The 14,493-nt window shown below is 59.0% G+C and carries 14 protein-coding genes; all 14 read right to left on the bottom strand.

Features of this window, described 5'->3' with window-relative positions:
* Positions 1-249 precede the first annotated feature (249 nt).
* Positions 250-1,767 (bottom strand): sigma-54 interaction domain-containing protein, encoded by a 1,518-nt coding sequence (locus BK658_RS03815; RefSeq protein ID WP_123581119.1) that lies wholly within the window; start codon positions 1,765-1,767, stop codon positions 250-252.
* 10 nt (positions 1,768-1,777) lie between these two features.
* Positions 1,778-4,432, bottom strand: coding sequence for a type VI secretion system ATPase TssH (gene tssH, locus BK658_RS03820; protein WP_123581120.1), 2,655 nt, complete (start codon positions 4,430-4,432; stop codon positions 1,778-1,780).
* Positions 4,433-4,443: 11 nt separating this feature from the next.
* Positions 4,444-5,451, bottom strand: a complete 1,008-nt coding sequence (gene tssG / locus BK658_RS03825; protein WP_123581121.1) for a type VI secretion system baseplate subunit TssG — start codon at positions 5,449-5,451, stop codon at positions 4,444-4,446.
* Complete coding sequence (tssF, locus tag BK658_RS03830; RefSeq protein ID WP_123581122.1) at positions 5,415-7,202, bottom strand: type VI secretion system baseplate subunit TssF; 1,788 nt, start codon at positions 7,200-7,202, stop codon at positions 5,415-5,417. The genes tssG and tssF overlap by 37 nt, the downstream gene beginning before the upstream one ends.
* Positions 7,203-7,285: 83 nt before the next feature.
* Complete coding sequence (locus tag BK658_RS03835; RefSeq protein WP_123581123.1) at positions 7,286-7,708, bottom strand: hypothetical protein; 423 nt, start codon at positions 7,706-7,708, stop codon at positions 7,286-7,288.
* Positions 7,705-7,905, bottom strand: a complete 201-nt coding sequence (locus BK658_RS03840) for a hypothetical protein (protein WP_185019770.1) — start codon at positions 7,903-7,905, stop codon at positions 7,705-7,707. The genes BK658_RS03835 and BK658_RS03840 overlap by 4 nt, the downstream gene beginning before the upstream one ends.
* A 23-nt stretch (positions 7,906-7,928) precedes the next feature.
* Positions 7,929-8,363 (bottom strand): hypothetical protein, encoded by a 435-nt coding sequence (locus tag BK658_RS03845; RefSeq protein ID WP_148049700.1) that lies wholly within the window; start codon positions 8,361-8,363, stop codon positions 7,929-7,931.
* 3 nt (positions 8,364-8,366) lie between these two features.
* The gene (locus tag BK658_RS03850; protein WP_123581126.1) at positions 8,367-8,792 is read right to left on the bottom strand and encodes a hypothetical protein; all 426 of its coding nucleotides are present in this window, start codon (positions 8,790-8,792) and stop codon (positions 8,367-8,369) included.
* A 2-nt stretch (positions 8,793-8,794) separates the two neighbouring features.
* Positions 8,795-9,727: a DUF6402 family protein gene (locus BK658_RS03855; protein ID WP_123581127.1), complete on the bottom strand. Its 933-nt coding sequence runs from the start codon at positions 9,725-9,727 to the stop codon at positions 8,795-8,797.
* Between the two features lie 69 nt (positions 9,728-9,796).
* Entirely contained in the window at positions 9,797-10,321 is a 525-nt protein-coding gene (locus BK658_RS03860; RefSeq protein ID WP_123581128.1) for a PAAR domain-containing protein, read from the bottom strand.
* A 10-nt stretch (positions 10,322-10,331) separates the two neighbouring features.
* Entirely contained in the window at positions 10,332-10,739 is a 408-nt protein-coding gene (gene tssE / locus BK658_RS03865) for a type VI secretion system baseplate subunit TssE (RefSeq protein ID WP_054594682.1), read from the bottom strand.
* A 13-nt stretch (positions 10,740-10,752) separates the two neighbouring features.
* Positions 10,753-12,228 carry a type VI secretion system contractile sheath large subunit gene (gene tssC, locus BK658_RS03870; RefSeq protein ID WP_123581129.1) on the bottom strand — a complete coding sequence of 492 codons (1,476 nt, stop codon included), beginning with the start codon at positions 12,226-12,228 and terminating at the stop codon, positions 10,753-10,755.
* A gap of 28 nt (positions 12,229-12,256) precedes the next feature.
* Positions 12,257-12,760 carry a type VI secretion system contractile sheath small subunit gene (tssB, locus tag BK658_RS03875; protein WP_123581130.1) on the bottom strand — a complete coding sequence of 168 codons (504 nt, stop codon included), beginning with the start codon at positions 12,758-12,760 and terminating at the stop codon, positions 12,257-12,259.
* 32 nt (positions 12,761-12,792) lie between these two features.
* Complete coding sequence (tssA, locus tag BK658_RS03880) at positions 12,793-14,349, bottom strand: type VI secretion system protein TssA (RefSeq protein WP_123581131.1); 1,557 nt, start codon at positions 14,347-14,349, stop codon at positions 12,793-12,795.
* Positions 14,350-14,493: the final 144 nt, after the last annotated feature.

Consider the following 14,493-nt stretch of genomic DNA (forward strand, 5'->3'; position numbering starts at 1 on the left):
GCCTGAGGCCTCGAGCCGATCACCTGTGGCGAGGGGGCTTGCCCCCGTTGGGTCGCGAAGCGGCCCCAAAACCGGCTGCCGCGTTTATTCCGGCATACCGCGTTGACTGGATTGCGACTGCTGCGCAGCCGAACGGGGCGATGCGGCGTTCCGACAAGCCCCCTCGCCACAGAAAGCTCCATTGCCACAGGAAGCCTCTTAGCCACAGTGAGCACCCCAGCCACAATTTTTGAGTGCCAGGTTTGAGGGTTAACCATCGAAATCACCCAAGTTGATGTTCAGCCGCCCGAGGCGGTACAGCAGCGTGCGCCGTGGCAGGCCGAGTTCGCGGGCTGCGAGGGTCTGGTTGCCGTCGTTTTTACGCAGGCAATCGAGCAACAGACTGCGCTCCACCTGCTCCAGGCGTTCACGCAGGTTCAGGCTGCATTCCTGCGGCGCGGCCTCGATGCGCAGCGAGAAATGTTCGGCCAGCAACTCGCCGCCTTCGCAGAGCAACACGGCGCGCTCGACCAGGCCTTTGAGCTCACGAACGTTGCCGGGAAAGGCATAACTCGACAGATGATCGAGCGCCGCGTCGGACCAACGCACCGCATCGCGTTGCAGAAAGGCGCAAGCCTTGTCGGCAAAGTGCCGGGCCAGGTCGAGGATGTCGCCTTCGCGCTGACGCAAGGCCGGCAGCTCAATCGGGAACTGCGCGAGGCGGTAGTACAGGTCTTCGCGGAACTTGCCTTCGCTGACCAGCACCGCCAGGTCGCGGTGAGTCGCGGCGATGATGCGCACGTCGATCTTGTGGGTGTCGTTGGAGCCCAGCGGACGAATTTCGCCTTCCTGCAAGACCCGCAATAGCTTGGCTTGCAGGGACAGCGGCATGTCGCCGATTTCGTCCAGCAACAAGGTCCCGCCGTTGGCCGCATCGAACAGCCCGGCGCGGTCACGGTCGGCGCCGGTGAAGGCGCCTTTGCGGTAGCCGAACAGTTCGCTTTCCAGCAGGTTCTCGGGGAACGCCGCACAGTTCTGCACGATGAACGCCTGGGAACGGCGCGGCCCGCAATCGTGGATGGCCCGCGCCACCACTTCCTTGCCGGTGCCGGTTTCGCCGCGCAGCAGCACGGTGTACGGGCTGTGCAGCACCTTGCTGATCAGTTGGTAGGTCTGGCGCATCGCCGAGCTTTTGCCGATCAAGCCATAACCGCTGGCACTCGGAACGCTGCTGGGCATCGGCGACACATCGCCCACCGGCCGGCGCAGGCGTTGCAGCAGGTGCAATTGCCCGAGCACGAACGAACCCAGTTGCCCGAGCGAATCGGCAAAGCCCTGCAATTCGACCTGTTCGCAGCTGGCGCACAGCAGCAGGCCGACCACCGATTTTTGCGGGTTGACCAGCGGCACGCACAGCAATGACTGCCACGGCACGGCCTGCTCCGGCAGGAAACTGGTCTCGTGCAGGCTGCCACTGAGCCCGGTGAGGCTGAGCACGCGGTTCTGGCACAGCGAGAATTGCAGCAGTTGCTCACCGTTGTAGTCGGCCGGCAGGCTCTCGGTTTCCCGTGGCTGCAGGATGCCCTGCAAACACTCGGCGTTCAGCCCGAGGCTGGTGTGGGTAGCATCGAGCAGGTACAGCTGACTCAACTCACAACCACTGAGCTCGGCGACCGCGCGCACGAAGTCACCCAGCAGCGCCGCGCCGTCAGCCGCACACGACAAGCTGGCGAACTTCGCCAGCAAGGCTTCGGCATAGACCAGCGGCTGCGGCACTCGAGTGAACATCACACTCACCTCAGGCGAACTCGCAGGTCACGCTGGAGTCACCGTCGAGCGTTGCGTGAACGCGCTTGAGGCTTTCACCAGTGGCCATCGCGTCGAGCAGACGATCCGCTACCAACGGCAGCACGTGCAGGTCGAGCAAGTGGTCGATCAGGCGCGCGCCGCTGTCGCTTTGGGTGCAACGCTCGGCCAGGTGATCGACGAGGTTCTGGCAGTAAGTGAAATCCAGCTGACGACGGTTCAGGCGTTCGCCCAGACGGCCTAGTTTGATTTCGATCAGCTCGCGCAGCACCGGGCCGCCGACCGGGTAGTACGGGACTACGCGCATCCGCGCCAGCAACGCTGGTTTGAAATGCTTGCTGAGCACCGGGCGAATGGTTTCTTCAAGGACTTCGGCGGTTGGCCGCGCACCGTTTTCGCAGAGTTCGCTGATGCGGTCGCTGCCCAGGTTCGAGGTCATCAGGATCAGCGTGTTGCGGAAGTCGATTTCACGCCCTTCCCCATCGTTGGCCACACCTTTGTCGAAGATTTGGTAGAACAGGTTGAGCACGTCCGGGTCGGCCTTTTCGACTTCGTCGAGCAGTACCACGGAGTACGGCTTCTGCCGCACGGCTTCGGTGAGCATGCCGCCTTCGCCGTAACCGACATAGCCCGGTGGTGCACCGATCAGGCGCGAGACGGTGTGCTTCTCCTGGAACTCGGACATGTTGATGGTGGTGATGAAACGATCACCGCCGTACAGCAAGTCGGCCAGCGCCAGCGCGGTTTCGGTCTTGCCGACGCCGCTCGGGCCGACCAGCAGGAACACGCCCACCGGCGCATCGGGTTTGTTCAGGCCGGCCGCGGTGGCGCGCATCGAGCGGTCCAGTGCATGGACGGCTTGTTCCTGACCGCGAATCCGGGTGCGCAGGTCGGTGGCGAAGCTCGCGACCTTGGCGTTGTGCTCACGGGCCAGTTGCGCCAACGGCACGCCGGTCCAGGCGCTGATCACTTCAGCCACCAGACGCGGGCACACCTCGAAACTCACCAGGCGCTCTTTGACCTGAGCATCGGTCAGGGCGCGGTGGGTTTCGTTCAGCGCAGCTTCCAGGGATTCGACGCTTTGCGCTTGGTCCACGCTCGCCTCGAGGGTTTCGATCACCGTGCCTTCGGCGTCCTCTTCAACCGTGACGGTCGGCTCGACGGCAGCGGCTTCACGGGCCTTGGCCAGTTGCTGACGCAGCTCCAGCAAACGCTCGGCCAGTTCTTTTTGCTCGGTCCAGAGCGTTTCCAGGGCGACCATTTCGTCTTCGGCGGCGTCCAGGCGATCTTCCAGAGCGTCGAGCGCTTCGTGGTCGATCAGCAAACCGGCTTCGGCGTCGCGGCGCAGGGCCTGACGTTGACGCCCGCCTTCGGCCAGTTCGCCACGCAAACGCTCGAGGCTTTCCGGGGCGGCGGCGAGGCTGATGCGCACGCGGGCGCACGCGGTGTCGAGTACGTCGACGGCTTTGTCCGGCAGCTGCCGACCGGCCAGGTAACGCGCCGACAATTCCGCCGCCGCGACCACCGCGTCATCGCGCAGGTAGATACCGTGGCTCTTCTCATACACCTGAGCCAGACCGCGGAGGATGGTCACCGCTTCGCTGACGGTCGGTTCGTGCAACTGCACCGGCTGGAAACGACGGGCCAGGGCCGGGTCTTTCTCGAAGTATTTTTTGTACTCGGCCCAGGTGGTGGCGGCGATGGTGCGCAACTCGCCACGGGCCAAGGCCGGTTTGAGCAGGTTGGCCGCATCCGAACCACCGGCATTGCCGCCCGCACCGATCAGGGTGTGGGCTTCGTCGATGAACAGAATGATCGGTTTCGGCGAGGCTTTGACTTCGTCGATCACGCCTTTGAGGCGACGTTCGAACTCACCTTTGACGCTGGCGCCAGCTTGCAGCAGGCCCATGTCCAGCGACAGCAGTTCAACGCCCTTGAGCACTTGCGGTACTTCACCGGCCGCAATGCGCGAGGCCAGGCCTTCGACGATCGCGGTTTTACCGACGCCGGCTTCACCGACCACAATCGGGTTGTTCTTGCGGCGGCGCGCAAGGATGTCGACCATCTGCCGAATCGCGCCATCACGGCACAGCACCGGGTCGAGCTTGCCGTCGCGGGCTTGCTGGGTCAGGTTGTGGGTAAAACGTTGCAGCAGGGATTCACCCGGCACGGCTGGTTTACCAGTCGCCGGTTGTTCCTTCTGCGACAGGGCAAAATCCTTCAGGCGATCAATGTTCAGTTTCGCCAGCAGCGGCTGGTAACGGCTGCCGGCATAGCGCATCGGATTGCGCAGCAAGGCGAGGATCAACGCGGCCTGTTCGACCTGGCTCTGACCCAGTTCGAGGTTGGCCACCAGCAACGCATCTTGCAGCCACTGCACCAGTTCCGGGGCGAACACCGGGTTGCGCGAGGCGCTGTGCTCGACCCGCGATTGCAGCGCGGCGCTGAGTTCGCCAGCGTCGACTTCGGCGTCTTGCAGCGCGCGTGCGAGCAGGCCTTGCGGGCGCTCCAGCAGGCCCAGCAACAGGTCTTCGACGAGGATCTTGCTGCCGCCACGGGCCACACAGCGTTCGGCCGAACTTTCCAGGTCACGACGGGTTTCGGCGTCCAGCGCCTGGATAAGTTGTTGCAGGTCTACGTTGATCATTGGTCACGTCCTTAATGAATTTTGCTACCCAGGGTCACCACGCCGTCCGCGCGTTCGCGGCCCAGCCAACTGGTCCACCCCAGGCGACAGGCGTTCTGCTCACCGATGCGCAGTTCGCGGATTTCTTCCTGGCGCAAAACCAGGCGAATGTCGTAATCGAGCGGGTCACGCAGGGTGAACCGCACCAGCGCGCACAGCGGCTGGTAGCCGAAACCGATCGGCAGGAATTCGTGAAAGCGTTGCCAGTCGAGCTCGCGGATGTGAATCCGGAACTTGCCGCTGCGGTCGCGCACGCTCTCGCCCAGCACCAGGTCTTCACCGAGCGCGCTGTTGGCGCGGCCCAGGCGGTTGCGCTGTTCATCGAGGATTTCGACGCGGCGCTCGATGCACTGCTCGATGGTCAGTTCGGCGTGCTTGAAGTAGTAACGCAGCACCGCTTCGATCAACGCTGCCGAGTGCGCCCGCAAACTCAACAGGCCGAGGTACGGCAGCAGGCGTTTCCAGTTCAGTTCCTGAGCCTTGCGAATGTCTTCGCCACCCAGGCCGATCAGCGCAAACAGCTGCGAGGAAAACGGGTCCAGGGCGCCGCTCTGGAAGCTGGCGCGGTAGCGGTACTTGCGCCAGATCGGCAGCATCAGCCGTTGCAGGCGATGGTGGAACAGGTCGAGGAAATGCCGTGTCGGGTTGCCGTCTTCGCTGTCGCCCAGCGCTTGTTCACCGTAGAACGCCGGCAACGGCGAACCGGAACCGACCAGGCCGATCAGGTTGAAACGCAGGCGCGCGCGCAGTTGCCCGTGCTCGCGGAAAAACTCCACGCGATCGACATCGCTGCCAGGGAAACCCAGGCTCGGGTTGGCCTGGAATTCCAGCTGGTCGTAGAGGTCCTCTTCGCTCAGGTACGGGTGGGCCTCGCGCAGCCGATCGACGACCAGCAGCACGGCCTGAAACAGCGAGTACTCGCGTATTCCTCGGGTCAGCCCGCTTAAAGCAGGGGCTGAAGGCCCATACGTGGTGTCCATTGGTACACCTCTCCCTGTGTGCTTTTTACCCGCAGCTCGTGGTACGAATTGAGACTGGCGTAAAGCGCGAAAAACTCGTTAAGAACCGAAGCGAAGACGAACAGGTCGCCTTCGCCGATATAGCCTTCCGGGTCGATGGTCAGCTCGGTGCGCAACCCACGCAGCGGCAATCCTCGGTGCAACCGGTCGACGTGCTGATGCTTGATCGACTTGAGTCCGCCCAGCAGGCGTTTGCTGACCTTCTCCGAGTGCTGGTCGTAGTAGCGCGGCAAGTCGTAGGTTTCGAGAATCACCTTGAGCGCGTCGACATTGGCCAGCGACAGGTAGTTGAGCGACATGTTGCTGATCAGCTTCCACAGAAAGTCGTGGCTCAGCGGCGGCGCGAAGCTTGAGGTGGCCGGGGTGATATTGCGGAAACTGAGGAACTCCGGGGTCTCTTCGCAGGCCATGCAGATGTCGCCGAGCTTGAGCCGGCGCGGCAGGTTCTGGTTGGTGCAGATCAGCTCGATCGACAGGGTTTCATGGGCTTCGGTGTGGCGAATACCAAAGCTCAGGTAGGTGTCGAGGCCGTCGTGCAGCAACGAGGTACGCTGGCGAATGCTGTAATGCGGACGGCTTTGCGGCACGTCGAAACTCGGGTCGTGCTCGAACGATTCGAACGGCACGTATTCCTGATACCCCAGACCGCCGGGCTTCCAGCCCGTGACACCTTCAACCGAAAACACCCCGCAGTTTTCCAGGTCGTACTCGGCCGGCAGCAGCAGGTATTCGTCCCGTTTGCCATCGAGGCGAATCGGCAAGGCATCGTGCTTGAACAGGTTGACGATGGGCGTGCAGTAGAGCTTCACGTTGTCCAGGGTCGGGCGCAGACGCTGGATGCCGCTCTTGCGAATGTCGAAGCGCAGCTCCAGACCGCGCATCTGCTTGAGGGTGTCTTCGGGCAGAGACTTGAGCAGATCCAGACCGTTCAAATCGACGAACAGGAACTTGTCCTGGAAGGCGAAGTATTCCTGCAGGTAGCGATAGCCACGGAAGGTGTTCAGCGGATACGGGATCAACGCTTCTTCTTCGGCAAAACCCACCGGCTGCACACGGTCGCCGGGCATCTTGAACGCCATCGGCGTGCCGTTAGCGCCATTGAGCGGCTTGCCGGCCGCGTCCAGCGGAATCAGTTCGATGCCTTCCAGATTGCGCAGCAGACTGAGGTAAAGCATCTGGCTGATGTAACGTTCGCCAGCCAGGTGCAGGCGCAAACGACTCAGGTCCAGCTCACCGATATGCCCGTCGCAACTCATCTCCAGGCGCAGGCTCAACAGCGAACCGTCGCCCTTCACCGAGTACGTCAGCGCGGTCAGGTCCAGCGGCAGGACTTCCGTCGGGTAGCAGGTGCGAAACCGGCAACGCACGTCATCAATCGGCACGCTCTCGATCGGCGTATCACGCTCCACCTGCAACGCCGGCCCGGAACGCTTCAACGGGTCGAACTGCAAAATACTGAACGCCGGCAACGGCCGCATGTAGTTCGGCCACAGCAGGTGCATCAGCGAATGGCTGAGCTCCGGCAACTCGTCATCGAGCTTCTGGCGCAGGCGGCCAGTGAGGAACGCAAAACCCTCCAGCAACCGCTCCACGTCTGGGTCACGCCCGGCCTGGCCGAGGAAAGGTGCCAACGCCGGGCTACGCTCGGCGAATCGACGACCCAACTGGCGAAGTGCGGTGAGTTCGCTTTGGTAGTAGTGGTTAAAGGACACGGAGGGTTACCTTCCTGGTGTTGAATCTCATGAAAAAACCGTCCTGTAGAACGCAACTGTCGGACCTACGCCACCGCAACTGATCACTGGCAGTCACCTGTGGATGGGCTCTGCCCGACGCGGCGAATGAAAGCCCTCTGTATCCAACGCAACTCAATGACTTCCGTCGCCAAAATCGCCAGCAACGTGACACAACCCTGAGCCACGCCATAAAACAGCGCTCTTAGCGGATTTTCAGGCAGCATCCAAAACAGGATGAAACCGACCATCACGCTCAGCAGCAGGAGCTTGGCCACGAGATTTGGCATCAATGCGATCATCAGATTGACGGCCAGAAAAATATAAAAAAGCGCGTAGCTCGCCATTCCGATAGCAACACCACGCGTGGTGAAGCCACCATTAAAAGCCTTATAGGCGCTTACTACCGCGTCATTCAGGAACGCGTAGGCAACACAGCCCATGGCGTGGAAAAACAGGCATAGGTACAGGCGGACGTATTTGCTCATGCCGGATTCACATTCGCGTAATAAGAACCGGCGAGTTCCATCACAACAATGGTCATCAGCACCACAAACGTCAGCGCGCGATGCAGCAGAGACTCTCGGAATCCACGACGAAGTCCGGTCAGAATCAGCACAAGACACAGCAATGCCAGAGCGCCAAACAAATTGCTGTCGACTACAACGGCCAGGTAGCCTTCCATTTCACCGCTCACAAGCATGTTCGTCAGTCTTCCATGTGGACGTAGGGCGTGTTACTGATAAAAATGTCTAACCAATGCCATTCCCACTGAGGCATAGCAATATCAAAAGTTTCTTCTTTTTTGTTGAAGTACAACCAATAGACACCGACAGACTTATCGTCTTCAAATAAGCGCATATCCAGCAACTGGGTCGAATAGAGCGGCGTCCGATACGCTTTTTCTGGGCGTTCTCTATCAATAACCCTAAGGTACGCCATCCCCCCCAAGCCCAAAATCCCACCAACCGGTACATTCTGTAAAATGTAGCGCCCGGAAGTGTCGATACTTGTAACATTCGCTGGAAAGTTGCAAATCTTATTAACAACAACAACTAGCAGAGCAACCAGAACAACCAGCACCATGGCGCCGCGAAACATTGCACTCTTGTGCTTTGCAAAAACATCACCATTTACAAACATAACTTATTTACCACTCTCAACAATCGATTCAACACTATACGGAGCGTTAGCGACGAAGCGATTTAGCCAGTAATCCCTCAGGTATTCAGAGTGAAAAATAAAAGACTTCCTTTCTATACTAAACTCGAGAAAAGATGTTCCGATCCGGCCCGAATCGAAGGTTTTTCTCATATCTGCTTCTTCAATTTCAAACAACGGGCTTCGGTATATTTTCCTTGGCTCATTCAAATCGGTCACCCGCAGAAACGCCAAATTTTCATCGAAGGGAAACAGCCGAAGCGGAACCCTCTCTACGACATACTGGCGCGTGGCACTTATCTTGACTACGTCAGGTGAACGCTGGGAGAGCCCATCTACGAAAATGTAGGGAGCTACCCCAGCTGAAAGTAAAAATACAAAAATAGCAAAGCAAATCATTTTTAAACGCATGATCAGCTCGATATCACAATAGTGGTTGGCGCAATGGTCTCGTACTTAATATCAGACAGCACCCGGAAGTCTCCACCCTTGCCATGGCATTGCCGATACTCCACAAAATCACTATTTTGAATCAAATAGAAACGAGTTCCCTCCAACTCCTTGAACACCTCTGCCACGTCAGCTGGGTTCAACGCTCCCGTTTCCATCATTGCTGTTTGGTTGGAATTGATACTCATATTGCGCGCAACGGCTTCAGGTGGAATTACGGTGCCATCAAAGTTCCAGAAGCCGAGCGGCCGACTAATGAAATCAGAGCCATCCCCAAAGTCATAGCTATCTTCAACATAAAAACCAAGCCTCTTAACCTGAAACTCAATTTTTTTTGAGACAACAATAACGTCACCTTCTGATATAGCTCTTAAATTAAAGTTAGCGAGCGCCCCTCTTAAATCGTCGAGTACGTCAATCCTCCACTGCCCCATCGTGACCGACACAGTATTACTGTAGCCAAAATTCTCAGCTTCGCGCGCACTACCAAATGCCACTGGATACTTACCATCGGGCTGATCTTTGAACTTCTTAAGTACCGCTGCGCGTATCTGCTTCTGCCCATTTGGGCTATTCCACATTGACTTTAAATAGTCATAGTCTTTTTTTACGCGCTCAAAAGTTAACAGCCAGCTCATCTTGACTATCGAGTCGTCGACGTACTCTTGGGGAATTTCCTTACCATGATTCTTGGTAACCTCATCCATGCCACCGTCCGGGGTAGGCCAAGGGTTGCCATTGAACCATCGACGCATCAGTGCGGCAGATGTCGGCCATTTCATCTTGTCCATAGCTGCCGGGATGTCTGAGATACCGAATTTGCGCTTAGCAATCGCACACTGGCCAGCCTTGTTACTCGCCGGAGTCATGTTTGCAGTCACTGCAGTGTTCGTCATCTCAACATCCTTGGAAAATAATTCCGACATACCTTAGGCATGCCGACTACCTGGGCATCAATGCGGTGCTTACGCAATCGCGACCTTCGTTTGTTGCTCAATCACCAACTCAACGGCTTCCGCTGTTACGGAGAAGACGCGCTGAGTCTTTCCATCCTTGTCTGTGACGCCATTGACGATCTTTCCTGAGGCGGTTTTCAGCGTGTACTCCACGCCAGCCAAAGGCTTCCCGGTGTCCTGACAATTGATCACAAAATGCTCGTTAAACGGCCACTGAATCTCCACCGGCAATGGCGGAATAAACGGTGCCGGCGTATGCGAGTTCCCGATAATCACCGTCGAAGACCCAGCCGTAACCTTGTTGCCATGAGTACCAACAGAGTCCACGGTCGCCGCCGGTTTGCCGTTGATCAAAACGGTACTCGCCAACCCGCCGACCATCGCACCACCACACGCGGAGGCATCGCCTTCGCGGGCGGCCACGAGGCTGTCGAAGAATACGTCGCCGGAACCGGCGGCGATCGGGTTGGTGCTGTGGCCGGGGAGCGGGCAAGCGGTTGGGTCACCGACTCGGGCTGCGGGTTTACCGGACATCGTCGTCTCCTTAATTGACCTTGACTTGACCGCTGCCATCCAGGCGCGCGGCAAAACTGACCTGACGCTTGAAACCTTCAACTTCCAGCAGGCCTTCGATGCTGAAGGTCAGCCTGAGTTGATCGTTGTCTCGCGGCAGGGAAACGACACGCACGTTGGTGAGGCGTGGCTCGTAGGCTTCGATGAAGCGTTCGATGGCCAGGCGGGCCTGACTCAGGGAGTCATGCAGGCTCAGGCGCATGTCGTTGAGATCGGGTAGCCCGTAATCGGACAGCGTTTGCACGCTGCCCGCACGGGTGCTGAGCATCTTGGCCAGATGGGCAGCCACCGACGCCATGGCGGAAACCTCGCGGCTCCAGCCGACGCGTTTGTCCGCGTCGCCACCCAGGCGTTCGAAAAGGCTGCCGTATCCAGTCATGAGTTAGCTCCGCTTACTCTTTGTCCAGCTTGCCAACCAGCGACAGGGTGAAATCGGCACCCATGTACTTGAAGTGCGGGCGCACGTTCAGGCTGACGCGGTACCAGCCTGGCTCGCCTTCAACATCGCTGACGACGATCTGGGCGGCACGCAGCGGACGACGACCACGAACTTCGGCGCTCGGGTTTTCCTGGTCGGCAACGTACTGGCGGATCCACTTGTTGAGTTCCAGCTCGAGGTCGGTACGTTCTTTCCACGAACCGAGTTGCTCGCGCTGCAGCACTTTCAAGTAGTGAGCCAGGCGGTTGACGATCATCATGTACGGCAGTTGGGTGCCGAGCTTGTAGTTCAGCTCTGCAGCCTTGCCTTCAGCACTGATGCCAAAGAACTTCGGCTTTTGCACCGAGCTTGCGGAGAAGAACGCGGCGTTGTCGCTGCCTTTGCGCATGGTCAGGGAGATGAAACCTTCCTCGGCTAGTTCGTATTCACGACGGTCGGACACCAGTACTTCGGTCGGAATCTTGGTTTCGATTTCGCCCATGCTTTCGAAGTGGTGCAACGGCAGGTCTTCAACCGCGCCACCGCTTTGTGGGCCGATGATGTTCGGGCACCAGCGGAATTTGGCGAAGCTGTCGGTCAGCTTGGTGCCGAACGCGTAGGCGGTGTTGCCCCACAGGTAGTGCTCGTGGCTGTTGGCGACGGTTTCTTTGTACACAAACGATTTCACCGGGTTTTCTTCCGGATCGTACGGGTTGCGCAGCAGGAAACGCGGAACGGTCAGGCCGATGTAACGCGAGTCTTCGGACTGACGGAAGCTCTGCCATTTGGCGAATTGCGGGCCTTCGAAGTGATCTTTCAGATCCTTCAGGTCCGGCAGGCCGGTGAAGCTTTCCAGGCCGAAGAATTTCGGGCCGGCAGCGGCGATGAACGGCGCGTGGGACATGCATGCAACGCTCGACACGTACTGCATCAGTTTCACGTCTGGCGAGCTTGGCGACATGAAGTAGTTGGCGATGATCGCGCCTACTGGCTGGCCACCGAACTGGCCGTATTCAGCGGTGTAGATGTGCTTGTACAGGCCAGCCTGCATCACTTCCGGCGAGTCTTCGAAGTCGTCCAGCAGGTCTTGCTTGGAGACGTTGAGGATTTCGATCTTGATGTTTTCGCGGAAGTTGGTGCGGTCGACCAGCAACTGCAGACCACGCCACGCCGATTCCAGCGACTGGAAGTCCGGGTGGTGGAGGATTTCGTCCATCTGACGGCTGAGCTTGGCATCGATCTCGGCGATCATGCGGTCAACCATGGCTTTCTTGACCGGCTCACCGTTGTTCTGCGGCTTGAGCAGTTCTTCGATGAACGCCGACACACCGCGCTTGGCGATGTCGTAGGCTTCGTCGTCCGGGGTCAGACGGGTTTCGGCGATGATGCTGTCGAGAATGCTGTATTCGCCGTTCTCGCTAGCTTTTTGCTGTGCTGCACTGGTGCTCATAGTGTTGGCTTCCTTGGCTGATGGGGACTCAGGCGTCCTGGGCTGCGGCGTTCAGGCCCAGCTCACCCAGTACGCGACCGCGCGATTCGTCGTCGGCGAGAACGCCTTCGATGGCTTTGCGGAAGGCAGGTGCGTTACCCAGTGGGCCTTTGAGGGCCACCAGTGCGTCACGCAGTTCCATCAGTTTTTTCAGCTCAGGCACTTGCTCGACCAGGCTGGCCGGGTTGAAGTCCTTCATCGAATTGACGCGCAGTTTCACGGCCAGTTCTTCGGTCTCGCCCTCTTCCTGAAGACGGTTCGGCACGCTCAGCGTCAGCTGCAGTTCTTGCTTGGCGAGGACTTCGTCGAAGGTCATCTTGTCGATGCTGATCGGCTTGCGATCTTCAACTTTGCGCTCGTCCGCGCGGTGGGTGTAGTCACCGATTGCCAGTAGTTTCAGCGGCAGTTCAATCTCTTCCTGAGCACCGCCGGTGGCGGGTTTGAAGGTGACGTTGATGCGTTCCTTGGGGGCTACCGAGCCTTCTTTGGCCATGGCTTTTCTCCTTGCGGTTGTGGCCCTGGGGCCTATTCGAGTACCACTTCGAGATCGAGGTGGCACAGCCTGCGATAAATCTCTTCCTTGCGTTCTCGCACTGCGTGGTTCTGCGGCAACAACTCACAGCAGCTATGCAGGAGGTGCAGCACTTCCAGCGCAAGATCAGGCTCCCAGGCGTGCAAGCCTGAGTTCTGTAATTCTGAATCGAGGGTTTCGAGCTGGGTCTTGGCCAGTTCGTATTTCTTGGCCAGGAAGCACAGCCGCGCCAGGCTGAACTGCCAGAAGAACCGCACGCGTCCGCCGTGGGCAGCTTGCAGGCCTTGCTTGAGAATCTGCACCGCGGCTTTGAGGCCGTCCTTGCGCAGCACCGGCAAGACGTCTTCGAGCGCCAGTTCCCAGGCCGGTTGGCTGCTGCTGACTTCGACCTTGCGCGGCGCGCTGGCAGTTTGCAGATGGGGCATCACGTGGGCGCTGATCCAGGCGCGAGTGGCCGGATCAGCGAACGGCGCGCCATCGTGGTAACGCAATTCGACGATGCCTGGCAGGCGCTGAATCAACAACGCGAAGTGGATTTCCACTTCGCGCATGGCCAGCTCGGCGTTCAGCCCTTGCAAACATTCCCAGACCAACCGCTGGCCATCGAACCAGAACGGCGCCTTGGCCAGGCTCGCCTCCAGTTCCACCAGCAGATCAGCGAATTGCCCCTGGTCAAAACGGTCCTGATAGATTTTCAGCTTGTCGGCCGGCAGCCCGCGCAATGCGGTGATTTGCTCGGCGTTGCGCTCGGGCACGGCGTCGATCGGCAGCCACAGCAACGTGCGATTCAGGCGCAGGGCGCGCAGGTCGGTGGCTTTCTGTTTCAACCACCAGGCGCACAGCGGACGCGCATTTTCCTGCTGCGCGCGCAGGGCCTTATGGGCTTCTTTTTCGTTGTCGATCGGCGCGCCGGGGGTGAACAACTGGGTCGCGGCCTGCTTGACCTGAGCCACCACCGCACCGACAGCGCCGGGCTCCGGCTGGTTGTCGGCAGCACGCTGAACCATGTTTTTCAGGCGGCGGGAGATCGGCAGCAGCAGCGGCGCGTCGTCGCCCAGGTGCTCGGTGCAAGCGGCATCGAGACCTTCCAGGTGCTCGACCAATCGGCGGAACAGCGGCAGTTGCTCTTTGATCGCGACGTTTTCGTTCAGCACCTGCTCGAGACGCGGCACCAGCCAACTGATGGCGGCGGAACGGGTGCGGGCCTTGTTCGGGTGAATCTCGGCCCAGTGGTTTTCACATAGATGGTGCAGCAGGCCGAGACCGGCCAGCAGGCCCTGGAAGGATTCGCGCTGATACAGCGCCCAGGTCAGCCACGCGCCAACGCGCAAATCCTTGGATTGGGTTCGCAGCAGCGCTTCACTGTTTTCGCGGATTTTCAGCCAGTCGATCTGACCGCTTTCATGCATGGATTGGGCTTTGCCCAACTCGCTTTCCAATGCCTCATATTCGCTCGAAAAACGAACGTCCTCGCCCGCAAAATTCTCTTTGGAAACAGAGGCTTTTGCGAGTTCAAGGTAATGAGCGGAAAGTTTGCTTGAGTAGGACATCCATGGCCTTTAATAGTATTACGGTCTGTACGCTTTCCGGAGTTTCGGCGCGCTGGACTGTATCAAGAGCATCACGTAAGACTCATCCAATTGAGTACCGTGCCCTTTCAAGTGGTGCGCATCCTACTCACGATGATGGCCACT

Source organism: Pseudomonas brassicacearum (assembly GCF_003732175.1).
GTDB lineage: Bacteria > Pseudomonadota > Gammaproteobacteria > Pseudomonadales > Pseudomonadaceae > Aquipseudomonas > Aquipseudomonas brassicacearum_G.